The organism is Kutzneria chonburiensis (assembly GCF_028622115.1).
GTDB lineage: Bacteria > Actinomycetota > Actinomycetes > Mycobacteriales > Pseudonocardiaceae > Kutzneria > Kutzneria chonburiensis.
The window spans coordinates 1,244,125-1,267,539 of the sequence record NZ_CP097263.1; the positions used below are offsets into that span (position 1 = coordinate 1,244,125).

The following is a 23,415-nucleotide window of genomic DNA, read 5'->3' on the forward strand; positions in this document are numbered from 1 at the left end:
GGCGCTGACCTGTGCGGATGCCACGACCGGTCGACTCGCCTGTGATAGGCACAGCCTCCTAGGATCAGGCTGTGGAGCTACGCCAGCTGAAGTACTTCGTCGCGGTCGCCGAGGAGCTGCACTTCGGGCGGGCGGCGGAGCGGCTGCTGATCGCCGGACCGTCGCTGTCGCAGCAGATCAAGGCGCTGGAGCGGGATCTCGGCGTGGTGCTGTTCGAGCGCAACCGGCGCGGCGTCGCGTTGACCCAGGCCGGCGCGAACCTGCTGCCGCACACCAAAGCGCTGCTGGAACAGGCCGACGACCTCCAGCGGCGGGCCGGGCGGCTGGCCGGCACCGAGCAGGTGCGGCTCGGCTACGTGAACTGGCGACCGGCCGATCTCCGCAGCCGGGCGGCCCCGGCCGCGGAGCTGATCATCGACACCTGGGTGGTGCCTTCGCACGCCCAGGCGTCACGCGTCGCCGAAGGCAGCCTGGACCTGGCGATCTGCTGGATCCGCAAGCAGGACCTGGACCGCATGGACCTGGCTTCGCGGCTGCTCGGCTTCGACCGCCTGCACGCCGTGTCGGTCGGCGAGGACGAACGGCCGGTGCGGGCGGCGGACGTGCTCGTGCCGGTCGACGACGACGAGACGTCCTGGTCGTCGTGGAATGCCTACGCCGAGGAGTTCGCCGAGCACACCGGGGCTACGGTCGTGCGGATCTCCGACGGCGGCATCACCGGTGAGGCGTTCGTGGACCATGTCCGACGGCTGCGGCGGCCGGTGCTGAACTCGCCCAAGGGACAGGAAGTCCTGCTGCCGCCGGACCTCGTGCGCCGGCCGATCGTCGACCCGAGTCCACTGTGGACGTGGTCGCTGGTGTGGCGGCGGGCTGAGGTGCGGCGGTCGGTGTTCGACACGGTCGAGGCCGTCATGCGCGGCCCGGCATCCGAATTGGACGGTTGGCTACCCGCCGACGACCCGTACCGCCCGTGATGTCAGGAAGGGCCCCTTACTGACGTTCAACGGGCGGATTCCAGGGGTCGTTGCAACACTGGTGATCAACTGGTGTTGGCCAGGAGCATAGTCAGACGCTCGGCTGGGGTGTCCCAGCCGAGCGTTTTGCGTGGTCGGCCGTTGAGTTGGGCGGCGACCGCGGCCAGGTCGGCGGGGGTGTGGACGGACAGGTCGGTGCCTTTGGGGAAGTACTGGCGTAGCAGGCCGTTGGTGTTCTCGTTGGAGCCGCGTTGCCAGGGAGAGTGCGGGTCGCAGAAGTAGACCTGGATGCCGGTGGCCGCGCTGAACTCGTGGTGGCGGGCCATCTCCACGCCCTGGTCCCAGGTCAGCGACCGTGTGAGGTGGGCGGGTAGGGCGGTGATGGTGGTGATCAGGCCGTCGCGGACGGTCTCGGCGTCGTGGCGGCCGGGTAGGTGGACCAGCATCACGTAGCGGGTGCTGCGTTCGACCAGGGTGCCGATCGCGGAGGCGTTGCCCAGGCCCATGATCAGGTCGCCTTCCCAGTTCCCGGGGTAGGCGCGGTCTTCCACCTCGGCCGGGCGGTCGCTGATCATGACCATCGGTTCGGTGAACCGGGGGCGGCGTTGGTCGGGCCGGCGTCGGGGTGTGCGGGCGGTGCGTCCGGTGCGCAGGGCGCCGGTCAGCTCGCGGCGCAGCGCGCCGCGTGTTTGGACGTAGAGGGCCTGGTAGATGGTCTCGTGGGTCACGTGCAGCTCCGGCCGGTCGGGGTGGTCACGGCGTAGCCGACAGGCGATCTGCTCGGGGCTGTGCCGATCGTCGAGCATGCCCTGCACCAGATCGCGCAGTTCGGGGCGGGCGGCGATCTTGCCGGTTTTCGGGCGTGGTCGGCGGGCCTCGGCCCGGGCCTGGGCGGCGTGGGGCCGGTAGTCGCCGCTGGCGGGGTGGCGGTTGCGGGCCAGTTCCCGGCTGATCGTGGACGGGGTGCGTCCCAGTGCGGTCGCGATGGCCCGTACGCCGGTCCCGGCCCGGTGCAGGTCGGCGATCGCGATCCGTTCCTCGACGGACAGGAACCGGGACGAGATCGCCGGCCGCGCGGCCGGCAGACACGCGGGCGGGGCGGACGACTGGCTGGTCGTCCGCCCCGGGCTGGGTGCTCGTCCGTGCCGCCACCGGTGGCCGGTGCGGCGGTTGATCCCCACGATCCGACATGCTTCGGTCGTGCCCACGCCCTGCTTCACAAGATCAAGATAGTGCTGGCGTTCAGCGTGGAGTTTCTTACGGCCCTGTGGTGAGCGGTCTTTGCGGATCTCGAACACGGCAACCCCTGAACGGGTCAGGTGTTGCAACCACCACTAGAACCCAAGCGTTCAACGCCAGTAAGGGGCCCTTCCTGACGTTCAACGCCAGGATCGGTCCCTTGATCTTGGGGGTCGAAATCAGAGGCCGATGGTGTTCCAGTACTGCTTCCAGCCGCCGACGCAGTCCGACTGTGCCAGCAGCAGGCCGTTGTCGGTGTTCCAGCCGGGCAGCTCCACGCACTTGCCGCTGTGCGCGTTCACCAGCCACGAGGATCCGCTGGCGTTGGGGAACGGGTTGACCTGGAACCGCCACTGCTGCGAGGAGTCGGCGGTGAAACAGGACGCCGTCACGATCAGCGCGCCGGCGTAGGTGGCGTCGCCGTCCACCGTCATGCACTTGCCGGTGCGCCGGCTGACCAGCTGGATGGTGCCGTTGGTCTGCAGCACCGGCGACCACTGCTGGTTGGAGACGTCGTCCTTGCACGACCACTGCTGGACGTGCGGGAAGGAGGAATTGGCCTCCTGATCACGCAGATCCATGCACTTGCCGCTCCACTTGCTCGTGATCTGGTACCAGTCCGTGTCGGCGCCGGCCGGGGCGGCGGTCAGCCCCAGCATCAGCGCCACCAGCGGCAGGACGATCAAGCCCAGTCGTCTCAGTCGGGACACCAACATGATCCTTTCGATGCGGACAGCGTGCTTCGCTGCCGGACGAAAGGCTGTCAACGTCGGGAGAAACGCACCATTAGTAGAAGTGCGTATGCCTTCACCGCTGGGCGAGGTGCCTGAGCAGGGCGCGGCGGGCGGAGTGCACGTGTTCCTCGGCGGTACGCGCCAGCAGATCGCGATCGTTGCCCCGGATCAGGGCGGCCAGCTCCGTGTGCTCGACCACCACTCGGGCGAGGTAGTCCTGCTGGTTGGTGGCGATTCGTCGCAGCTGGAACAGGTACACCTGGGAACGGACGGCCTGCCACGCCTGGATCAGCCGGCTGTTGCCGGTCGCGGCGTAAACCGTGTCGTGGAAGGCGATGTCGAGCGCCAGCAGGTGCGCCGCGCCGCGGTCGATGTCGGCGGCCATCGCCGCGACGATGTCGTCCATCGCCGCCAGGGCGTCCGGGTCGGTGGCGGTCAGCGCGGCCAGGCGGTCGAGCGCGGCGCGGACCGTGTACACCTCCTCGACGTCACGCGGGGTCACGTCGATCACGTGCGTGCCGCGGTGCCAGGCGCTGTGCACCAGGCCCTCCCGCTCCAGCAGCGCCAGCCCTTCACGCACCGAACCGCGGCTGACGTCCAGATCTTTGGCCAGGTCCACCTCACGCAGCGACGCGCCGGGCGGGAAGAAGCCGTCGAAGATCGCGTCCCGGATCCGGTCGGCCGACTCCTCGGCCAGGCCGCGGCGGGCGGCCCTGGGCAGGCTCATGTCCCAATGTTGACATTCGAACATTCGACCCGCAAGGTGGGGGCCATGACCACTCGCCCCGCCTTCCACCTGGCCATCCCCGTCGACGACCTGGCCGCCGCCCGCTCCTTCTACGGCGGCGTGCTCGGCCTGGCCGAGGGCCGTTCCGCCGAGCAGTGGGTGGACTGGGACTTCCACGGCCACCAGGTCGTCACCCACGTCGTGCCCGGTGCCCGCGCCGAGGCCGGCCGCAACCCCGTCGACGGCCACGACGTGCCGGTGCCGCACTTCGGCCTCGTGCTCACCGTTGACGACTTCCACGTGCTGGCCGGCAAGCTCCGCGCCGCCGACACGGCCTTCGTCATCGAGCCCTACCAGCGCTTTGCCGGCGAGCCGGGGGAGCAGTGGACCATGTTCCTGCACGACCCCGCCGGGAACGCCCTGGAGTTCAAGGCGTTCCGCGACGAGGCCCAGCTGTTCGCTAAGTGAGCAGGGCCGCCAGCTCGCTCGCGGACAACACACGCTGGTAGACCTGGGCTTCGCCGATGTCGCCGGCGAAGTACTGCCAGGTGGACAACGCGTCGCCGACCGTCGGGTCGACCCGTGCGGCGCCGAACTGCATATCGGTGTGGATCCCGGTCAACACCCCCTGGTTGGTGTCGTGGTGGGCCACCGTGGCACAGCCGCTGACGTACAGGTCGTTGTGGAAGGTCGTGCCGGCGGCATCGGCGGTGCTGGTGACGACGATGGTGTGCCACTGGCCGTCGGCGATCGAGCAGTCCGAGTTGAGCGGGTTGTCCATCACGTAGCTGCGAACCTTGCCGCCCACCACGCTGATCGCCGCCACCGACGCCGGACTGTTGGCGATGTAGGGATACGGCACCGACTCCGGATACGCGCCGTACTGCTCGCCGAGCACCGGGCCGCCCGCGCCGCCGACCGGCACGCGCACCCGGACGGCGACGGTCTCCGGCGCGACCACGGTGACGCTGCGCTTGGCGATGACCGGTGCCGTGCCGTTCGCGTCACCGGTGAAATGCAGACCGGTGCCGTCGGCCGGACGTGCGCTGTGCGCGGTCGTCAGGTCGTGTTCGGCGGCGCTGTCCCGGAACGTGGTGCTGCCGGCCGCCTCGTCGAACTTCCAGTCCGCGAAGGCCGGCGACGGCGGCTTCGGGGCCGCCAGCGTCTGGACGTCGGGCGCGGCCAGGGCCCGGTGATAGACGCGGACGTCGTCGAGTGCGCCGATGAACGGCATGTAGCCGCCGGTGGTGCCGGGCCAGACGAAGTCGTGGTTGCTGTGATCTGTGGTGAAGCCGGTGCCCAGCACGGCGAAGCTCTGGCCGAGCGGCGCACAGGCGTTGTTGCCCCACAGCTTGCCGTCGAGATACAGGAACGAGTCGTCGCCGAGGGTGCGGGTCATGGCCACGTGATGCCAGTTGCCGTCCCGCACGTTGACCGGCGCGACCATCTCCGGGCACACGGTGGAGTTTCCGCCGCTGTGCAGCCAACCCTTGTCGGTGTTGTCCACGTACAGCAGGGGCGCGGCGGCCGTCGGCGGATGGGAGGCCGGCCGGGCCGGATCGGTGTTGACCATGCCGTCGTTCTGCGTGCCGAGGATGACGCCGGCCGTGGAAGTGCGGAACCACAACGACACCGAGTCGCCGGTCTGCGAGGTGAACAGGTTGTCGGCCGTGGCACCGTTGGTGTTCTTGGTGAACACGATGTACTGCGTGCCGTCGAAGGACAACGCGCCGTTGCGTGGACCGCTCGGGAGCTCGGCCGGCGTCTTGGGATTCAGACCGACCCGGATTCCCCAGTGGTCGCCCGGAGTGCTGTCGGCGATGTAGCGGAAGTGCTGCCGCTGCGCGTCGAGCTTCCACCACGCCACCAGATCCTGGGTGGTGGAGACGCCGTTCCAGGTGAAGTCGCCGGCGGTGCTGCCGGTGCCGGGATCGCTGCCGTAGCGGCGCACGGTGCCGTTGCTGAACACGAAGCGCTGGTTGGTCTCGTCGCCGTCGTCCTCGGCGTAGACGTAGTGCCGGCCGTCGGTGTTGGTGAACGCGGCCATCGACAGACCCATGTCGATCTCGCCGGTGTTCTCCCGGGGCGGCGTGGCGGCGGCGTGCCCGACCGGCAGGCCGTCCCAGGTGCGCATGTCGACTTCCTGGCCGCGGTGGGTGAAGTTGGTGGTGTAGAGATAGCCGCCGGTCGAGTCGAGCGCGATGGCGTCGATCGTGTCCCGCGTCGCGACCGGCGTGCCGTCGAGCGGGGAGCGGCCCGGGATCAGGAAGCGCTTGCCGGTCGACAGGCTCACCACCGACACGGTGTTGCCCATGTAGCCGCCGAACTGGTTGAAGCTGCCGGTGTCCGCCTCGGAATAGACGAGGTCGCTGCCGGCGTTGTGGCGGACCTGCTGGCCCAACGGGGATCCCGCGCCGGTCGACGGGTCGAACTCGTGCTGGCCGGCCTGAGGCACGGCGAAGTCGGCCAGGTCGTACAACGCGGTGCCGGTGTGGTGCATCTTCAGCGTGCCGATGCCGACGGTGGCGGGCTGGCCGGTGTGGTACTGGCCGGCCTCGGCGAACCAGAGGTCGCCGTTGCCGTCCACCCACAGCGACGGATTGCCCATCACGAAACCCGAGGTGTTGGTGTGCGTCTCCGGGTCGCCGGCCTTGATGCCGTCCCGATCGGTGGTCAGCCGGAGGAAGTCGCCGTCGGGTGCGCCGGACAGCGGCGTGCCGGTGGCGATGACCCGCAGCTGGGCCACCCTGGTCGCGCCGCGGCCGCCGTTGTCGCCAAGGCGGTAGACGATGACGCCGCCGTGCGGGAACTCGGGGGTCTGGGAGCCGCCCATGTCGATCTCGTACAGGTACTGGCGGCCGTCGATGGTGCGGATCACCGAGCCGTTGGCGATGTAGGCCGCGTCGGCGTTGTCGTCCGGGGTCCAGTTGGCCGCCAGCTGCCACGGATGCCCCGGCAGGTCGTATCGCACGGCGAACTGGAGGCCTTTGCTGTTCAGCACGCCGTTGTCGACGTCAGGGGCCGGGTTGAAGACGCCGCCGAACCGCTCCGGCCGGGCCTTGCCGGTCGTGGTGTCGAAGAACAGCGTGCGCTGGTTCCAGATGTCGGTCACCACCAGGGTCGTGCCGTCCGGCGAGACCGCGATCGACGCGCCGTGCCTCATGGCCGACAAGGTGTCCAGCTGCCAGCCGAAGTGGTCGTCGTCGACCGGTCCCGGGCCGTTCATCAGGCCGAGGTGGTCGAACTGCGCCGGCTTGGTGTCGCGCGGTGCGGCCGACACGTCGAAGACGCGGATCTTGCCGGTGCCGGCGTCGGAGACGTACAGCAGGGAATGCGTGTGGTCCCAGGCGACTCCGTACGGCTGGTTCAGGCCGCTGATCGTCTGGCCGGCGGTGAAATGGCCGGCGCTGTCGAGTGTGTACTGCTGCACCGTGGTTCCGACGGCGATCCAGTAGGTGCCGGCGCCGTCGGTCGCGATCGCGTGCGGCGCGGCGCTCAGGTGCAGCGACGACTGTCCATTGAGGACTGGTGCCGGCGCGCCGGTGGTCTTGTCGTACGCCAGCAGGTTGTTCGTGTTGTTGTCCGACACCAGCAGATAGCGCTGGTCGACGGCCATGCAGCTGACCACGGGCCGGCCGTAGGTCCACTGCCCGTTCACGACGATGTACGGCGTGCCGGCCGAGAACGGCGCGTTCGCGCCGGTATGGGCATCGGTGCGGTAGATGACCAGCTGGTTCGCGTTGGCCCCGTCGAGCCGGGCCGCCACGTAGATGTGGTCGTTGTCGGCCGCGACCGCGTAGCCCCGGTGGCCGGTGCCGCCGGGCATGTACCAGGACCGCTGGCCGTCGGCGACCGTGCCCGGCGGGTACTTCCGCAGCGGGTCGAACTCCTCCGACTGGGACTCGGTGAACAGGTTGCCGGCGGGGTCGTAGGCCACGCCCGCGGTCAGGCTCGGCGTCTCGGTCGCCGCGAACGGCTTGTTGCCGACCTGCTTGCCGGGGTCGCCGACCTGGTTGTCATAGGCGCCGGTCACCGTGCTCACCGCGGCGCGCCAGCTGTACCTGCCCGGCGGCATGTCGTCGCCGTTGTCGTCCTTGCCGTCCCAGCTGACCGGGCGCTGGCCGGTGCGTTCGCTCAGGTCGGCCAGCTGGCGAACGACGTTGCCGGCTTCGTCGTAGATCGAGACGGACAGCCGCTGGCCGGCCTGCACCGGCACGGTGCCCAGCACGGTGGCGGCCGAGGCCGTCACACGCGCGACCATGGCCGCCACCGCCATGGTCGTTGTCAGTAAAGCAATGCGTGCGCGCATCTCGCTCCCGTCCGGGTCGTGATCAGGCAACGATCGCCGGGACGGGGCGGGAAATGCCGTCTGCTGCACGAAAAGGCGGTTTTGTCAGCCCTGCTCGGTCCGACGGAGCATGTCGGCCAGCAGCTCGCTGGCCGAGTTCTTGGGCTTGTTCTCGGCCACCGACAGCGAGGTGTCGGTGCGCTGGATGCCCTCGATCTGCCAGACCCCGTTGATCAGCAGTTCCCGCAGGTGGGTGTGGTCGCGCACGCGCACCCGAACCACCATGTCCACCCCGCCGGTGACGATCATGACCTCCTCGACCTCGGGCAGCGCGGCCAGCTTGGTCATGATCGTGCCCTGCTCGAAGCCCTGGCCGGCGGTGACGGTCAGGTAGGCGATGGTCGGATAGCCCAGCGCGCTCCAGTTGAGCCGCACGCCGTAGCCCTCGATGACGCCCTGGCGGTGCAGGCGGGCGATCCGGTCGGCCACGGCCGGCGCGGACATGCCGAGCTCGCGGGCCAGGCTGCGCTGGGAGATCCGCGCGTCCTGGCTGAGCAGCAGCAACAGCTGGAGGTCGATGGCGTCGAGCTGGGCCGGTTCGACGGGCCGGGCCGCGTGCTCGCCGATGCCGCCGAGCGGCTTGACCCACTCCATTGTCACTCTCCGTCACTTGATTGGCATCTGGACGTCATTGGTTGGGATATGTAAGGTCGATGACGGAACTCTCCTGGCAAACGTAACCGACTGTCAAGCGAGGGGTGACATGTGATCGACTGGACGACCCGGCTGGCCCGTCGCACGAGCACGACGCCGGACCTCATCGGCGGCATTCTGGCGCTGGCCGGCGCCAAGGATCTGATCAACTTCTCCGGCGGGTTCCCGGACCCGTCGCTGTTCGCCACCGACGTGGTCGGCGACATCGCCCGCAAGCTCATCGACAGCGACGCGGCGGTGGCGCTGCAGTACTCGTCCAGCGAGGGCATCGCCAGCACCCGCGAGGCGCTGGCCGACCGGGTGGCGCAGACCGACGGGCGTCGGCCGGCCGACGACGAGCTGATGGTCACCAGCGGCGGCATCGACGCGATCACGTTGATAGCCAAGAGCATGCTCGACCCCGGTGACGTGGTCGTGGTCGAGGAGCCGAGCTATCTCGGCGCGGTCTCCGGCTTCATGGCCTTCGACCCGGCGCTGCGTGGCGTGCCGCTGGACGCCGACGGCCTGGACGTGGACGCGTTCGCCGCCCTGCTGTCCGGGCTGCCGACGCCGCCCAAGCTCGTCTACACCATCCCCGACTTCCAGAATCCCAGTGGCCGCACCATGTCCGTCGAGCGGCGGACCGCGCTGGTGGAGCTGTGCCGGCGGCACGGGATCCTGATCGTGGAGGACGTCGCCTACAGCCAGCTCGGCTTCGACGACACGCCGCGGCCCAGCCTGTGGTCGCTCGGGCCGGACGTGGTCGTGCAGATCGGCACGTTCTCCAAGGTGTTCTTCCCCGGCGTGCGACTGGGCTGGGCCGTCGGGCCGTCGGCGATCATCGGGCAGCTGACGATCGGCAAGCAGAACTCCGACCAGTGCGCCGGGGCGTTGGGGCAGCGGATGCTGGAGGAATACCTGCGGGGCGGGCATCTCGACGAGCACCTGCCGCTGGCCCGTGCTCTGTATCGTCGGCGCGCGTCGTTGTTGACCGACGCGCTGGCACGGCATTTCGACGGGCTGGCCACGTGGACCGTGCCGCAGGGCGGGTTCTTCAGCTGGCTGCGGGTGCCCGGCGTGGACACCATGGCGCTGGCCGCCGTGGCCCGGGAGAGCAAGGTCGCCTTCGTGCCGGGCGCGGGATTCTTCGCCGCCGGCCGGGACGACGAGCATCTTCGGTTGTCCTACAGCAGGATCAGCGAGTCCGACATCGAGGAGGGCGTCGTCCGGCTGGCCGCCGCCGTCCGAACCATGCGGGAGAGGCCATGACCACCAGCTCCGAGCACTTCAAGACCGACGGCTGCGGCACGCCGACCGCGGTTGGGCGGTTCGTGGACGTCCAGGCGATCAAGGCCATGACTCTGGTGCCGGGGCTGGACTTCCAGCCTGTGTTGGGCGAGAGCCTGTTGCTGAACTTCGCCTCGTACGAGCCCAATACCGAGGCTCCCATGCACAGTCATGCCGAGGAACAGATCGTCATCGTCACCGAGGGCGAGTTCGAGTTCACCATCGACGGCGTCACGCGGACCATGCGGGCCGGCGATGTCGCCGTTGTGCCGCCGTGGGTTCCGCACGGCGCACGGACTCTTGACACCACGTGCAAGGAGATCGACGTCTTCACGCCGCCGCGGCCGACCCTCGTGGACTACGCCGCCACCCAGGTCGAGCCGTCGAAGGCCGAGGACTGACCCGTGGATCTTGGTCTGACCGGCCGCCGGGCCATCGTGACCGGCGGCTCCAAGGGCATCGGCCTGGCCGTCGCCGCCGAGCTGGTGGCCGAGGGCGCTTCCGTTGCCATCTGCTCCCGCTCCGCCTCGGAGCTTGCGGCGGCCGCGTCTTCCTTGGGCGACAACATCTTCCACCAGGTCTGCGACGTCACCGACGCCGCCGCCGTCAAGTCCTTTGTGGACTCGGCCGCGGCGGCTCTCGGCGGCGTCGACATCCTGGTGAACAACGCCGGCCGCGCCCATCCCGGCAACTTCGAGACCTTGAGCGACGAGGACTGGCGGGCCGATCTCGACGTCAAGCTCTTCTCCCAGATCCGCTGCTTCCGCGCCGCCCTGCCGCACCTTCGCGCCAGCACTTCGCCTCGGGTCGTCAACATCAACGCCGTCTACGCCCGTCAGCCCGATCCGGCGTTCTTCTCCACCACCGTCGTCCGCGCCGCGTGCCTGAACCTCAACAAGGTGCTCGCCCAGGAGTTCGGGGCCGACGGAATTCTGGTCAACAGCGTCAACATCGGCTTCGTCGACACCCCACAGTGGGGCAACATCCACGCGCGGCGGGCTCCCACCCAGGACCGCACCGAGTTCCTCGACGGCCTCGCCGCCGCCGAGGTCCCCCTCGCCCGCTTCGGCCGCGTCGACGAGGTCTCCGGCCTCGTCGCCTTCCTCGCCGGCGCCCGCGCCAGCTACATCACCGGCGCCGTCATCGACGTGGCCGGCGGCATGGGCAAGTATGTGTAGGTGTTGCTCTTCCTCGACGTCGACGGGGTCCTGATCCCGTTCGGCGGTTCCGGCTATCCCGTGTATCCCACCGATTCCGCCAATCCGCTGCTCGCACGCGTCGACCCCGCCCATGGCGCTCGCCTGTCCGCGCTGCCGTGCGACCTGGTGTGGGCCACGACGTGGTTGTCCGACGCGAACGACCAGATCGCGCCGCTGCTCGGTCTGCCGCCGCTGCCCGTCGTCACGTGGCCGGACGTGGACCCGCTGGTTCCTCACGGCGTGCACTGGAAGACGCCGTTCCTGGTCGAGTTCGCCGCCGGCCGCCCTTTCGCGTGGGTCGACGACGAGCTCGGACAAGCCGATCGCGCCTGGGTTTCCGCACGTCACCGCGGGGACGCCCTGCTGCACAAGGTTGATCCCCGGGTCGGTCTCGCCGCCGCCGACTACGCGATCTTGGCCAGCTGGTTCGAGGGGTGCGGGTAGCCGGGGGAGCGGTGGTGATCCAGAATGTCGGGCATGCCCGAGTTCGACGAGTCCGTGGACATCAGCCGGCCCAACCCGGCCCGGATGTACGACTACTACCTGGGCGGGGCACACAACTTCGCGGTGGATCGGGAGGCGGCGGACCGGGTGCTGGCGATTCTGCCGGAGACACGCGAGTTCGCCATGCGCAACCGGGAGTTCCTCCAGCGTGTGGTGCGGTTCCTGGCCGGCGAGGTCGGCATCACGCAGTTCCTCGACCTGGGCTCCGGCATTCCGACCGTGGGCAACGTGCACGAGGTGGCTCAGGCCGCGCATCCCAACAACCGCGTCGTGTACGTCGACCACGAACCGGTGGCCGTGGCCCAGTCCCAGCGCCTGCTGGCCGACAACCCCTACGCCGCCGTCATCCACGCCGACATCCGTGATCACGAGAAGGTCCTCAACCACCCGGAAACGCTGCGCCTGCTGGACTTCTCCAAGCCCGTGGCCGTCCTGATGCTCCAGGTCCTGCCGTTCATCCCGGACGCCGACGACCCGGCCCAGGTGGTCGCCGGCTATCGCGACGTCTGCGTTTCGGGCAGCTATCTGGCCCTGGCCCACAGCCTGTCGTTCGACTACTGGCCCGGCGCCGTCGCCGAGGCCGTCGAGATGTACACCAAGAGCACCCATCCGCTCAATCTCCGCACCCCCGACCAGGTCGCGGCCTTCTTCGACGGCTACGACCTGGTCGAACCCGGCGTCGTCTTCACCGCCGTGTGGCGACCGGAGCGGCCGGTCGCCGACGACGAGGCCATCGGCAGCCGCGCCGTCGCCGGCCTCGGTCGGTTGTCCTAGCCCGGCTCAACCCACTCCCGCACGACGGCCGCCACCCGGTCCGGCACCTCGATCTGCGGCAAATGTCCTACGCCGTCCAGAAACAAGGCCTTCCACTGTGGATTGCGGCGCGCGGCCTCCCGGGCCGAACCGACCGGCACGAGACGGTCCTGCTCGCCGTGGATCAACAGCACGGGAACCGTGACGTCGCGCAGGGCGGCCCAAGCGGTGCGGCGGTTGATGGCCAACAAAGTCCGTGCGGAGGCAAGGAAAGCGTCGTCGGCGCCGGGACGGGCGGCGCGGTGCTCAAGGAGCTCGGCGACGGCGGTGACAAGAGCGTCCGGAACTCGGGAAGGGTCGAAGCAACACCGCCTGTAGGTCTCCAGAACCTGCCGGCGAGCGGTACGGCCACGACGGGAGAAAGCAAGCGCGGACCGCCCCAACACAGGCAACGCCAACCGGCCAAGAGTCATCACCAGAGCGACGTCGGGACGGTAGGGCAAAGCAGGGTCGATCAACACCAGGCGGGAAACTGAGGGACCGCCGACCCGGGAAGCGATGAGCCCGCCCATGGAGTTGCCGACGAGCACGACGGGCCCACCGACGACCTCGGTGATGAACCGGCGGACCAGGTCGGTGTTGGCGGCGATCGTGGAGTGCCGGTGATCGGGGGCGTTGAGGCCGTAACCGAGCAGGTCCGGCGCGAAGACGCGGAAGCGGTCGGTGAGGTGACCGGCCAGCAACACCCAGTCCAGGTGGGAGCCACCGAGACCGTGCACCAACACGACGGCGGGCCCGTCGGCCGGGCCGCCGAAGTCCACATAGTGGACGGGGCCGTCGAGATCGACGTGCCGGCTCACGCCGCCCCAACGGCTCAGTGAGGAAACCACTCCGCCAGCATACGTTCCAGTACGTGAACACGAGATCGATCGGTCGGCGGGTATCCGGCACCGCGATCACGCCGATAGCCTGCGGCGATGACCCGAAAACTGTTGTGCCTGACGGTGTCCTGCCTGGCGGCACTGCTGTTCGCGCCGATCGCGACAGCCGCGCCGCCACCGCCACCGAAGGTGGTGCCCGAACCGTCCTCGATCGTCACGCTGCCGGGCCAGACGTTCACGCTCAAGCCCACGGCGAAGATCGTCGCGCCGGCCGGGGCGGCGGCGACGGGGAGTACCTGGCGACGCTGCTGCGGAAGTCGACGGGATTCCGGTTACCGGTGACGACAACCGGCCTCCCGGGCGACATCCGACTCACCCTCGGCGGCCCGCAGAGCCTCGGCACCGAGGGGTACCGGCTGACGGTGACGGCCGTGAACGTCGACATCAGCGCGAAGGCCGAAGCGGGGCTGTTCTACGGCGTCCAGACGCTCCGCCAGCTGCTGCCGGCCAAGATCGAGGCCAAGACGGTCCAAAGTGGACCATGGACGGTGAAAGCCGTGACGGTGCAGGACACGCCCCGTTACGCCTGGCGTGGCGCGATGCTGGACGTGGCCCGGCACTTCTTCCCGGTCCCGCAGGTCGAGCAGTACATCGACCTGATGTCGATGTACAAGATGAACACGCTGCACCTGCACCTGAGCGACAACGACGGCTGGCGCATCGACATCAAGTCCTGGCCCCGGCTGGCCCGCTACGGCGGCAGCACGGACGCCAGCCGCGGCCCGGGCGGCTTCTACACGCAGGACGACTACACCGCGATCGTGCGCTACGCGGCCAGCCGGCACGTCACGATCGTGCCGGAGATCGACACCCCTGGCCACGTCACGGCGGCGCTGGCCTCTTACGCGCCGCTGAACTGCGACGGCGTCGCGCCGCCGCTGCTGAATCCGGGCTGGAGCTCGCTCTGCGTGCCGCTGGACATCACGTACAAGTGGCTGGACGACGTGATCGGTGAACTGGCGGCCATCACGCCGGGCGATTACATCGACATCGGCGGCGACGAGGCCGTCAACACCAGCGCGGCCGACTACAAGTACTTCGTGAACCGGGTGCAGGCAATTGTCACCGCGCACGGCAAGAAACTGATGGGCTGGCACCAGGTCGAGGCGGCCGACCTCGCCGGATCGGCGGTCGCCGACTATTGGGGAACGGCCGGTTCAAAGGATGACGAGGCATTGGCCAAGGTGGCGCAAAACCGTGGAAACAAACTGGTGCTCTCGCCGGCCGACAAGGTCTATCTGGACATGAAATACGACGCCAGCACGCCGATCGGCCAGGACTGGGCCGGTTACAACAGTGTGCGGGATTCCTACGACTGGGATCCGGCGACCTTCGTGCCGGGTGTCGCCGACGATGTCGCCGGCGTCGAGGCTCCGCTGTGGACCGACGTGTTCCCGAACTGGGACGACGTGCAGTTCATGGCCTTCCCACGGCTGCCCGGTATCGCCGAGATCGGCTGGTCGGCGCAGCGGACGCATTCCTGGGACGACTACCGGGTGCGGCTGGCGGCGCAGGGACCGCGCTGGGATGTGCTGGGCGTGAAGTACTTCCGTTCGCCCGAAGTGCCCTGGTAGCGGAAATGCGGTAGAGGGGCCGCCACCCCGCCACATCCCGGCATACTGTGCGCCAGCGTCGAACCACTGGAGCATGGAATGCCGAGGAGAGAACGTCCCATCGAGACCGAGGACGTCCCCGCCCGCTTCGCCGCCGGCTTGCGTGACCTGCGGGCCAAGGCCGGCAACCCGCCCTATCGCGAACTCGGCCGCCGCGCCCACTACTCCGCCGGCACGCTCTCCGACGCCGCCGCCGGCCGCAAACTCCCGAGCCTCGCCGTGACCCTGGCCTACGTCCAGGCCCTCGGCGGCGACAGCGCCGAGTGGGAACGCCGCTGGCGCGACGCCGCCGCGGCCATCCCGGCGCCCGAGCCGACCGCGGACACCGCGACGGACTCGCCCTACGTCGGCCTCGCGGCCTTCCGTACCGACGACGCCGACCGGTTCTTCGGCCGGGAACGCCTGGTCGACCTGCTGGCCACCCGCCTGGAACAACACCGCCTGATCGGCGTGTTCGGCGCGTCCGGGGCCGGCAAGTCCTCGCTGCTGCGCGCCGGCCTGATCCCCCGGCTGCTGGCCGACGACCCGGGCCGTGCTGTCCGGATCATCGCCCCCGGCGCGCATCCCCTCAAGCAACTAGACGACCTCGACACCGAGGACGTCATCGTCGTCGACCAGTTCGAGGAGCTCTTCACGCTCTGCGAGGACGCCGAGGAACGCACACAGTTCATCGACCAGCTCCTCGCCACTGACGCCCTCGTGGTGCTGGGCGTCCGTGCCGACTTCTACGGCCACTGCACCGCCCACGCCGAGCTGGTCGAGGCGCTGCGTGATGCTCAGATCGCCGTCGGCCCGATGACGGTCGACGAGCTGCGCCAGGCGATCACGCAGCCGGCCATCGCCGTCGGCTGCACGGTCGAAGGCGCGCTGCTGGCCGAACTCGTCGTCCACACGCACGGCCAGGTCGGTGTCCTGCCGCTGCTGTCCCACGCCTTGCGCGAGACCTGGCGCCGCCGCCGCGGCAACACGTTGACCCTGACGGCTTTCCAGGCGGCCGGCGGCATCGAAGGGGCCCTCGCGAACACGGCCGAGTCGCTGTACGAAGAGCTGAGGGCCGACCAGCAGGACCTCGTCCGCGGCCTGTTCCTGCGGCTCACCGCCCTCGGCAAGGGCACGGAGGACACCAAGCGCCGCCTCCCGCTGGCCGATCTCGGCGACGACGAGAAGACGGTGCTGGACAAGCTCGTCGACCGGCGGCTGCTCACGGTCGACGGCGACACCGTCGAGATCACGCACGAGGCCCTGATCCGCAGCTGGCCGCGCCTACGGGACTGGCTGGCCGACAACCGTGAGGGCATGCGGACGCACGCCCAGCTCGGCGAGGCGGCGGCCGGCTGGATCGAGCTCGGTCGGGAGAAGGCCGCGCTGTACCGGGGAACCCGGCTGGCCGTGGCCCGCGACTGGGCGTCCACGAGCGGAAACGCCCTGAGCGCCAAGGAAAGGGACTTCCTCGACGCCAGCATCGCCGTCGCCGACGAGGAACAGCGGTCCACGAAGCGAAGAACGCGCCGCCTGCGCCAGCTGGTCGCCGGTCTGACGGTGCTGTTGCTGGTGGCCGCCGGGGCGACCGGACTGGCCGTCAACGCCCAGAATTCGGCCAACGAGCAGCGGGACATCGCACTGTCGCAGAAGGTCGCCGGCCAGGTGGCCCAGCTGCGCATCGCCAACCCCGCGCTGGCCGCGCAGCTCGCCCTGGCCGCGTACCGGCTGCAACCGACGGTCGAGGCCCGCTCGGCCCTGCTCTCGGCCTTCGCCACGCCGTACGCCACCAAGCTGCTCGGCCATGACAACAACGTCTGGTCGGTGGCCTACAGCCCGAACGGCAAGCTGCTGGCCAGCGGCGGCGAGGACAACAAGGCGCAGCTGTGGGACGTCAGCGGTGCGACACCGAAGGTCGCGGCCGAGCTGCACGGCTACGGCAGCATGGTCAACGTGGTGGCATTCAGCCCCGACAGCAAGATCCTGGCCACCGGCAGCAACGACAACACGGTGCGCCTGTTCAACGTCACCGATCCCCGGCGCCCGCAGGAGATCGCCACCGCGGTCGGCCACACCGGCGGTGTCGACGGCCTCACGTTCAGCCGTGACGGCAAGCTGATGGCCACCGGCAGCGATGACCACACCGTCCGGCTGTGGGACGTGTCGGACCCGAGCCATCCCACGACGATCTCCGTCCTGTCCGGGCACACCGAGCGCGTCAACGCGGTGTCGATCAGCCCGGACGGCCACACGCTGGCGTCGATCAGCTACGACGGCACCGGCCGGCTCTGGGACATCAGCGATCCGCGGCAGCCGCATGAGCTGCCCTCGCCGGTCAAGCACGACAGCGACATCCGCGCCGTCACCTTCAGCGGCAACGGCAAGCTCCTGGCCAGCGCCGGCAACGACAACGCGGTGCGGCTGTGGGACACCAGCGACCCCGGCAACGTGAAGCCGCTGGCCGTGCTGCCGCACGACAACCAGGCCACCGCCGTCGCGTTCAGCCCGGACAACCGGATCCTGGCCACCGGCAGCGCGGACACCACCGTGCAGCTGTGGGACCTGGCCGATCCGACCAAGCCGGTGCGGCTGGACGCGCTGACCGGGCACACCAACTTCGTGATCTCGCTGGCCTTCAGCCCGGACGGCAAGTCGCTGGCCAGCGGCAGCTGGGACCGCACGGTCCGGATCTGGGACCTCGGCAGCCTGCCGCTGGCCGGGCACAGCACGACCGCCAACGCGGTGGCCTTCGCGCCGGACGGTCGTCTGTATACAGGCGACAATGACGGCACGATCCGGTCATGGGATCCGAACGCCACCGGCGTCCCGGAGTCGAAGGCGAGCTTCTCCGGCAACGACAAGCCGGTGCGCGAGCTGGTCGTCAGCCCCACCGGCACGTTCCTGGCCGGCGCCGGCAACGACAACTCGACCGAGCTGTGGGACCTCGGCGGCACGAAGCTGGCCGACCTGCCCGGCCACACCAACATCGGTTTTCAGGACACGGTGTTCTCGGCCGCGATCAGCCCGGACGGCAAGCTGCTGGCCAGCACCGACAACGACCGCATGGCGCTGCTGCGCGACATCTCCAACCCGGCCGCCCCGCGCGACCTGGCCGAGGTGAGCGGCCCCGGCAAGGTGGTGCACGACATCGCCTTCAGCCCGGACGGCACCATGATCGCGGTGGCCAGCGGGGACAACACCGTGTGGCTGTCGGACGTCAGCAACCCGAGCGCGCCGACGACGCTGGCCACCATCAAGGGCCACACCGACGAGGTCTACGCGGTGGCCTTCAGCCCGGACGGCAAGACGCTGGCCACCGGCAGCGGCGACAACACGGCCCGGCTGTGGGACGTGTCCGACCGCCAGCACCCGACGCCGATCGCCACCCTGACCGGGCACAGCCACATCGTGTACTCGGTGGCGTTCAGCCCCGACGGCCGGCTGCTGGCGACCGGCAGCAACGACGGCACCGCCCGGCTGTGGGACATGGCCGACCCGCACAACCCGACCCCGTACGCCGTGATCACGGGGCACGAGGCCGGTGTGCGTGGCGTTGCGCTCAGTGCCGACGGGCACACGCTGGCCACGGCCAGCAACGACGGCACCGCGCGGCTGTGGAACACCGATCCGGAGCAGGTCGCGCAGCGGATCTGCGGCCGCGTCTACCCGGAGATCACGCCGGCCGAGTGGGAGCAGTACCTGCCCAATGTGGGCTATCAGCCACCGTGCCGGCGGTGAACGGGCTCTGGCGGCGCAGCCGCGCATCGACCTCCGCGTGGCGGCCGAGCCGCCGGCCGAGGTCGGCGTACTCGATGGCCACGGCCACGCGCTGATCGGCCAGCGTGACGGCGGCGGGATGGTGCCGCAGCCGGGCGTCGAAGCCGACCAGCGGCGATCCCCGCCAGCAGTCCAGGCTCGCCGCGTACAGCTCGTACGCCCGGACCAGGTCGCCCGCGCCGCGGGTGGCCGTGGCGCGCGCGGCCAGCGCCCGGAATTCCAGCAGGTCGAGCTGGCCGGGCTCGACCTTCAGCACGTAGCCGGTCCTGGCCGCCGACGACAACCACGGCGTCTGACCGAGCAGTCGCCGGACGGCGTCGGCGTGCCCGCGCAGCAGCCGCAGGCACGAGGCCGGCGGCGTGTCGCCCCACAGTGTGTTGATCACCTCGTCCCGGCTGACCTCCCGGTTGGGCTGTAGCGCCAGCACGGCCAGCAGCGCCGCCGCCTTCGGCCGCAGCAGGCCGAGCTCACGGCTGCGGCCCTGCACGGTCAGCGGTCCGAGCACGCCGATCCGCACCCGGTCGGGGCTGTGCGCCGGCGCGCCGTCGAGCACCTGCTGGATCTGCTGCCGCGACGCCATCCGCGGCGTGTTGATCTTGCCGTTCTCCCAGTAGCGCAGCGCCCGCACGCTGACGCCGGCCCGCACCGCGAGCTCACGCTGCGTCATCCCCGCGGTCTGCCGCTGCTGCCGCAGCGATCTGCCGAACTGCCCATCGTCCACGATCCGCTCCCCACCTCAGTTCCGACAGGCCAAGCAGTAGTCCGAGCGGCAAGTTCGATGTCGCCGGTCCGACGGCGAACGACAAAGACCGAACATCTGCGGAACAAGGCGGCAACCGGCAGGGTTGGGCTGAACAGCTGAGCAGCCGCGAAGGGAACGTCGATGTCGAACACGTATCGGGCCGTCGAATACCGCGAGCACGGGGACTCCTCGGTGCTCGAGGTGGGCGAGCGCGAGGTGCCGGAGCCCGGCCCCGGCCAGGTCCGGCTGGCGGTCAAGGCCGCCGGGGTGAACCCGTTCGACTGGAAGGTGCGCCGCGGTTTGTTCGGGCCCTCGATGCCCGGCACCTTCCCGGCCGTCCCAGGATCGGATGTCTCGGGCGTGGTCGACGCCGTCGGTCCGGGCGTCACGGCGTTCACTGTCGGTGACGAAGTGCTGGGCGCGGCCTCCGGTTCGTACGCGGAGATGGCGCTGGCCTCGGCCGACAATCTGGTGGCCAAGCCGGCCGAGCTGTCCTGGGCCGACGCCGCCGCGCTGAACACCGGCGTGACCACGGCCTACCGGGCGTTGGCGCTGCTCAAACTGGTCGCGGGGGAGACGTTGCTGATCGACGGCGCCGCCGGCACGGTCGGCAGCGTCGCCGCCCAGATCGCCGTCGCGCGCGGCCTGACCGTGATCGGGACCGCGAGCGAGCGCAACCACGAGTACCTGCGTTCGCTCGGCGTCATCCCGGTGCGTTACGGCGACGGTTTTCTCGACCGCGTGGACGCCATCGGCCAGATCGACGCCGCCCTGGACGCGTCCGGCCGTGGCAACCTGCCGGCCCTGATCGAGCTGACCGGCGGCACCGAGCGGGTGATCACCATCGCCGACGGGCAGGCCGGCGAGCTCGGCGTGCACTTCACGTCGGGCAGTGCGGAGGAGCAGGTGCCGGGGGCGCTGGCCGAGGGCGTCGCGCTGGCGGCCGCCGGCAAGCTGACCCTGCCGGTGACCACGTATCCGCTGGCCGAGGCCGCCGAGGCGCAGGACGAGAGCGAGGAAGGCCACGTCCGGGGCAAGCTGGTGCTGCTCACGTGATGACCGAGCCGGGTGGTGAGACACTCGGCTTATGATCAGTTCGCGTCAGCTGGAGTACTTCCAGGCGGTGGCCCGGGAACTGCACTTCACCCGGGCCGCCGAGGCGCTGCGCATCGCCCAGCCGGCGCTGTCCCAGCAGATCCGCAAGCTGGAGCGCCAGCTGGGGCTGGACCTGTTCGAGCGCAACAACCACAAGGTGGCGCTGACGCCGGCCGGCGTCGCGCTGCTGGCCCACACCGAGCGCATCCTGTCCGACCTGGTCGCGGTCGAGGAGGAGATGCTGGGCTGGGCCGGCGGCGTGCGCGGGCACATCCGGCTCGGCGTGGCCCGCGGCCTGACCGCCCGGCTGGCGGTGGTGTTCGCCGCCTTCTCGGCCACCTATCCCGCGGTCGAGATCGAGCTCCAGGAGCAGAACACCGTCGAGATGCTGGCCGGGCTGCACGCCGGCCGGCTGGACGTGGTGACGCTGGCCGCCCCGCCACCGCCCGGCGACCGCAGCCTGGTGTCGTACTCGCTCGGCGCGGAGCCGCTGGTGCTGGTGGCCGGGGAGAACACCGCGCTGGGCAGGCGCTGGCGCATCAAGGTCGGCGACCTGGACGGCGTCGACCTGATCAAGTATCCGCCCGGCTCGGCGGTGGGGGAGATCATCGCCGGCGCACTGGCCGCGGCCGGCGCGGAGCCACGGGTGCGCTTCGAGACGCGGGACTACACCACGGCTCGGGCGCTGGCCAACGTCGGGCTGGCGGCGGCGATCATGCCGCGTTCGGTGGCCGAGTCTCCGGGTCCGGCGGTGCGGGTGGTGGAGCTGACCCCGGAGCCGGTGTGGACGCCGGCGCTGGCCTGGTCGGCCAACCGGCGGCCGGCGCCGGCACTGGAGACGCTGATCGACTTCATGGTCGGGCACCCGTCGCTGGCCCTGGACGGTGATATCTCGCAAGTCTGACCATCAGCTTTTTCAGGTCTTGGACATATGGCCGGCGACCGTCGAATCTGGTCGACATGACCGTCACATCGTTGGCCGACGCACGCATGCTCGGCCTGGCCAAACGGATGTCGCTCGACACCGGCTTTCCCCGAGGGCTCGACACCGTGACGATGGTCGACGCCCACCCGCCGGCCCAGCTGCACCGGGTGCGCCTGGCCGACCATGACACCGTGGTCGCGCAGCGCGGCGACGCCGGGCCGGCCGTGCTGCTCGTGCACGCCCTCGGCCTCGATCACCAGATGTGGGAGCCGGTGATGGACGCGCTGGCCGTCGGCCGCCGCGTGTTCGCCTACGACGTGCGAGGCCACGGCGCGGCCGCCGGCTCGCCGAACCCGTACACGATGGCCGACACCGCCCGCGACCTCATCGGGGTTCTGGACGCGATCGGCGTGCAGCGGGCGCACGTCGTCGGACTGTCCTTCGGCGGCGGCATCGCGCAGACGGCGGCCGTGCGGGCGCCGGAGCGGTTCGCCTCGCTGGCGCTGCTCGCGACCACGGACTTCCCGTTCGACGCCTTCGAGGGGCGGGCGTTGTCCGGGGAGAACGACGGCATGGCGGCGCAGGTCGCCCCGTCGCTCACGCGGTGGTTCACCGCGGACGCCCTCGCCGTGAACGGCGAGAGCGTGCAGTACGCCAGGGAACGCGTGCTCGGCGGCAATCCGGTCGACTGGGCTGCCGCCTGGCGCGCGTTCAAGAGCCTTGACGTGCAAGGAAAGTTGGCTGACCTGGGCGTGCCGACGCTCGTGTTGGCCGGCGAAGCCGACGTGTCGACGACACCGGAGATCATGCGGGGCATCGCGACCAGGATCCCGGGCTCGCGGTTCCGGGTGCTGCCCGGCACGCCGCACATGCAGGTGCTGGAACAGCCCGCGCTGGTCGCCGACGCGCTGGCGGAGTTCTGGAGATGAGAGCCGCCTGGTACGAGCGGGTCGGCCCGGCCGAGGACGTGCTCGTGGTCGGTGAGCTGCCCGACCCGGAGCCGGGCATCGGCGAGGTGCGGGTCCGGTTGTCGGCGACCGGGATCAACCCGGCGGACGTGAAGCGGCGGGCCGGCGCCGGCGGTCGAGCCATGACCTATCCGCGGGTGATTCCCGGGGACGACGGCGCCGGCGTGATCGACCGGATCGGCCCGCGCGTCCCGTACACCCGGCTCGGCGAGCGGGTCTGGCTGCACTGCGCCAATCAAGGACGGCCCTACGGGACGTCGGCCGACTACGTTGTGCTGCCGTCGGATCGGGCCATCGCCTTGCCGGACAACACCGAGTTCGAGGTGGGCGCGTGTCTGGGCGTGCCGGCTCTGACGGCTCATCGGGCAGTCTTCGTCGACGGCCCGGTGTCCGGCAAGACGGTGCTGGTCACCGGCGGGGCCGGGGCGGTCGGCCACTACGCCATCGAACTGGCCAAGCACGGCGGGGCCACGGTGGTGGCCACCGCCAGCACGCCGGACAAGCAGAAGGCGGCGCTGGCCGCCGGCGCGGACCACGTCGTGGACTACCGGTCGGCCGACGCGGCGGCGGAGATCCTGGCCCTGTCCGGCGGTGGCGTGCAGCGGGTGGTGGATGTCGCGTTCGGGGCGAATCTCCCGTTGACGTCGGTGGTGATCGCGACGAACGGGACGATCGTGGCCTACGGCTCCGATGCCGTGACCGAGCCGGCGCTGCCGTTCTATCCGCTGATGCGACGAAACGTCACCATTCGCGCGGTGCAGGTGTTCACCATGCCGCTGCCGGCGTTGCGGGCCGCCACCGAGCACGTGAACCGGCTGCTGGCCGACACCGCGCTCACCCATCCGATCGCCGACCGGTACCCGCTGGAAGAGATCGCCGCCGCGCACCGGCGGGTGGAGAGTGGCGACGTGGTCGGCAAGGTCCTGATCGAGCAGCGGTAGGTTGGCAGCACAACGTTTTCCCGACCGCGAGCGGAG

21 protein-coding genes are annotated in these 23,415 nt (G+C 70.1%); 14 read left to right on the forward strand and 7 right to left on the reverse strand.

Annotated features, from left to right (window positions below):
- Positions 1-71 precede the first annotated feature (71 nt).
- Positions 72-974, forward strand: coding sequence for a LysR family transcriptional regulator (locus tag M3Q35_RS05930; protein WP_273940623.1), 903 nt, complete (start codon positions 72-74; stop codon positions 972-974).
- Between the two features lie 65 nt (positions 975-1,039).
- Here the strand turns inward: M3Q35_RS05930 and M3Q35_RS05935 are convergent, their stop codons facing one another.
- From M3Q35_RS05935 to M3Q35_RS05945, 3 genes are all read right to left on the reverse strand, one after another.
- The gene (locus tag M3Q35_RS05935) at positions 1,040-2,194 is read right to left on the reverse strand and encodes an IS30 family transposase (RefSeq protein ID WP_420704705.1); all 1,155 of its coding nucleotides are present in this window, start codon (positions 2,192-2,194) and stop codon (positions 1,040-1,042) included.
- A 198-nt stretch (positions 2,195-2,392) separates the two neighbouring features.
- Entirely contained in the window at positions 2,393-2,923 is a 531-nt protein-coding gene (locus tag M3Q35_RS05940; RefSeq protein ID WP_273940624.1) for an RICIN domain-containing protein, read from the reverse strand.
- 97 nt (positions 2,924-3,020) lie between these two features.
- Entirely contained in the window at positions 3,021-3,674 is a 654-nt protein-coding gene (locus M3Q35_RS05945; RefSeq protein WP_273940626.1) for a GntR family transcriptional regulator, read from the reverse strand.
- Between the two features lie 45 nt (positions 3,675-3,719).
- Between M3Q35_RS05945 and M3Q35_RS05950 the strand changes: the two genes are divergently transcribed.
- Positions 3,720-4,142 carry a VOC family protein gene (locus M3Q35_RS05950; protein ID WP_273940628.1) on the forward strand — a complete coding sequence of 141 codons (423 nt, stop codon included), beginning with the start codon at positions 3,720-3,722 and terminating at the stop codon, positions 4,140-4,142.
- Here M3Q35_RS05950 and M3Q35_RS05955 read toward each other — a convergent pair.
- Entirely contained in the window at positions 4,135-7,983 is a 3,849-nt protein-coding gene (locus M3Q35_RS05955) for a LamG-like jellyroll fold domain-containing protein (protein ID WP_273940629.1), read from the reverse strand. The two genes, M3Q35_RS05950 and M3Q35_RS05955, sit on opposite strands and share 8 nt — an antisense overlap.
- A gap of 84 nt (positions 7,984-8,067) precedes the next feature.
- Positions 8,068-8,616, reverse strand: a complete 549-nt coding sequence (locus M3Q35_RS05960; RefSeq protein ID WP_273940631.1) for an Lrp/AsnC family transcriptional regulator — start codon at positions 8,614-8,616, stop codon at positions 8,068-8,070.
- A gap of 111 nt (positions 8,617-8,727) precedes the next feature.
- Between M3Q35_RS05960 and M3Q35_RS05965 the strand changes: the two genes are divergently transcribed.
- From M3Q35_RS05965 to M3Q35_RS05985, 5 genes are read left to right on the forward strand one after another with little or no spacing between them, the layout of a single operon-like run.
- On the forward strand, positions 8,728-9,924 hold the full coding sequence (locus M3Q35_RS05965) for an aminotransferase-like domain-containing protein (protein ID WP_273940633.1): 1,197 nt from the start codon (positions 8,728-8,730) through the stop codon (positions 9,922-9,924).
- A complete protein-coding gene (locus tag M3Q35_RS05970; RefSeq protein ID WP_273940635.1) occupies positions 9,921-10,343 on the forward strand; it encodes a cupin domain-containing protein in 423 nt (140 codons plus the stop codon). Before M3Q35_RS05965 ends, M3Q35_RS05970 begins: the two co-directional genes overlap by 4 nt.
- 3 nt (positions 10,344-10,346) lie before the next feature.
- Positions 10,347-11,120 (forward strand): SDR family oxidoreductase, encoded by a 774-nt coding sequence (locus M3Q35_RS05975; protein ID WP_273940637.1) that lies wholly within the window; start codon positions 10,347-10,349, stop codon positions 11,118-11,120.
- Positions 11,121-11,585 (forward strand): HAD domain-containing protein, encoded by a 465-nt coding sequence (locus M3Q35_RS05980; protein WP_273940639.1) that lies wholly within the window; start codon positions 11,121-11,123, stop codon positions 11,583-11,585.
- Positions 11,586-11,618: 33 nt separating this feature from the next.
- The gene (locus M3Q35_RS05985) at positions 11,619-12,419 is read left to right on the forward strand and encodes an SAM-dependent methyltransferase (RefSeq protein WP_273940641.1); all 801 of its coding nucleotides are present in this window, start codon (positions 11,619-11,621) and stop codon (positions 12,417-12,419) included.
- Here M3Q35_RS05985 and M3Q35_RS05990 read toward each other — a convergent pair.
- Positions 12,416-13,288 carry an alpha/beta fold hydrolase gene (locus M3Q35_RS05990; protein ID WP_273940643.1) on the reverse strand — a complete coding sequence of 291 codons (873 nt, stop codon included), beginning with the start codon at positions 13,286-13,288 and terminating at the stop codon, positions 12,416-12,418. The two genes, M3Q35_RS05985 and M3Q35_RS05990, sit on opposite strands and share 4 nt — an antisense overlap.
- Before the next feature lie 87 nt (positions 13,289-13,375).
- Between M3Q35_RS05990 and M3Q35_RS05995 the strand changes: the two genes are divergently transcribed.
- The 3 genes from M3Q35_RS05995 (at position 13,376) to M3Q35_RS06005 (ending at position 18,669) form a co-directional block, all read left to right on the forward strand.
- Positions 13,376-13,621 (forward strand): hypothetical protein, encoded by a 246-nt coding sequence (locus M3Q35_RS05995; protein WP_273940644.1) that lies wholly within the window; start codon positions 13,376-13,378, stop codon positions 13,619-13,621.
- On the forward strand, positions 13,618-14,913 hold the full coding sequence (locus M3Q35_RS06000) for a family 20 glycosylhydrolase (RefSeq protein WP_273940645.1): 1,296 nt from the start codon (positions 13,618-13,620) through the stop codon (positions 14,911-14,913). Before M3Q35_RS05995 ends, M3Q35_RS06000 begins: the two co-directional genes overlap by 4 nt.
- Before the next feature lie 78 nt (positions 14,914-14,991).
- Positions 14,992-18,669, forward strand: a complete 3,678-nt coding sequence (locus M3Q35_RS06005; RefSeq protein WP_273940646.1) for an nSTAND1 domain-containing NTPase — start codon at positions 14,992-14,994, stop codon at positions 18,667-18,669.
- On the opposite strand, the gene M3Q35_RS06010 is transcribed toward M3Q35_RS06005, so the two are convergent.
- Complete coding sequence (locus M3Q35_RS06010; protein WP_273940647.1) at positions 18,605-19,429, reverse strand: helix-turn-helix domain-containing protein; 825 nt, start codon at positions 19,427-19,429, stop codon at positions 18,605-18,607. The genes M3Q35_RS06005 and M3Q35_RS06010 overlap by 65 nt on opposite strands.
- A gap of 162 nt (positions 19,430-19,591) precedes the next feature.
- Between M3Q35_RS06010 and M3Q35_RS06015 the strand changes: the two genes are divergently transcribed.
- From M3Q35_RS06015 to M3Q35_RS06030, 4 genes are read left to right on the forward strand one after another with little or no spacing between them, the layout of a single operon-like run.
- Positions 19,592-20,506, forward strand: coding sequence for an NADP-dependent oxidoreductase (locus M3Q35_RS06015; protein WP_273940648.1), 915 nt, complete (start codon positions 19,592-19,594; stop codon positions 20,504-20,506).
- 31 nt (positions 20,507-20,537) lie between these two features.
- A complete protein-coding gene (locus tag M3Q35_RS06020) occupies positions 20,538-21,449 on the forward strand; it encodes a LysR family transcriptional regulator (protein ID WP_273940649.1) in 912 nt (303 codons plus the stop codon).
- Between the two features lie 56 nt (positions 21,450-21,505).
- Positions 21,506-22,399: an alpha/beta fold hydrolase gene (locus M3Q35_RS06025; RefSeq protein ID WP_273940650.1), complete on the forward strand. Its 894-nt coding sequence runs from the start codon at positions 21,506-21,508 to the stop codon at positions 22,397-22,399.
- On the forward strand, positions 22,396-23,379 hold the full coding sequence (locus M3Q35_RS06030; RefSeq protein WP_273940651.1) for an NADPH:quinone reductase: 984 nt from the start codon (positions 22,396-22,398) through the stop codon (positions 23,377-23,379). The genes M3Q35_RS06025 and M3Q35_RS06030 overlap by 4 nt, the downstream gene beginning before the upstream one ends.
- The last annotated feature ends 36 nt before the right edge of the window (positions 23,380-23,415 follow it).

Bases quoted from the DNA above. Each gene is read 5' to 3' on its own strand.
- M3Q35_RS05960 (WP_273940631.1), bottom strand. From the start codon at position 8,616: ATGGAGTGGGTCAAGCCGCTCGGCGGCATCGGCGAGCACGCGGCCCGG.
- M3Q35_RS06020 (WP_273940649.1), top strand. From the start codon at position 20,538: ATGATCAGTTCGCGTCAGCTGGAGTACTTCCAGGCGGTGGCCCGGGAA.
- M3Q35_RS05955 (WP_273940629.1), bottom strand. From the start codon at position 7,983: ATGCGCGCACGCATTGCTTTACTGACAACGACCATGGCGGTGGCGGCC.
- M3Q35_RS05995 (WP_273940644.1), top strand. From the start codon at position 13,376: ATGACCCGAAAACTGTTGTGCCTGACGGTGTCCTGCCTGGCGGCACTG.
- M3Q35_RS05950 (WP_273940628.1), top strand. From the start codon at position 3,720: ATGACCACTCGCCCCGCCTTCCACCTGGCCATCCCCGTCGACGACCTG.
- M3Q35_RS06015 (WP_273940648.1), top strand. From the start codon at position 19,592: ATGTCGAACACGTATCGGGCCGTCGAATACCGCGAGCACGGGGACTCC.
- M3Q35_RS05985 (WP_273940641.1), top strand. From the start codon at position 11,619: ATGCCCGAGTTCGACGAGTCCGTGGACATCAGCCGGCCCAACCCGGCC.
- M3Q35_RS06030 (WP_273940651.1), top strand. From the start codon at position 22,396: ATGAGAGCCGCCTGGTACGAGCGGGTCGGCCCGGCCGAGGACGTGCTC.
- M3Q35_RS05970 (WP_273940635.1), top strand. From the start codon at position 9,921: ATGACCACCAGCTCCGAGCACTTCAAGACCGACGGCTGCGGCACGCCG.
- M3Q35_RS05945 (WP_273940626.1), bottom strand. From the start codon at position 3,674: ATGAGCCTGCCCAGGGCCGCCCGCCGCGGCCTGGCCGAGGAGTCGGCC.
- M3Q35_RS06005 (WP_273940646.1), top strand. From the start codon at position 14,992: ATGCCGAGGAGAGAACGTCCCATCGAGACCGAGGACGTCCCCGCCCGC.
- M3Q35_RS06025 (WP_273940650.1), top strand. From the start codon at position 21,506: ATGACCGTCACATCGTTGGCCGACGCACGCATGCTCGGCCTGGCCAAA.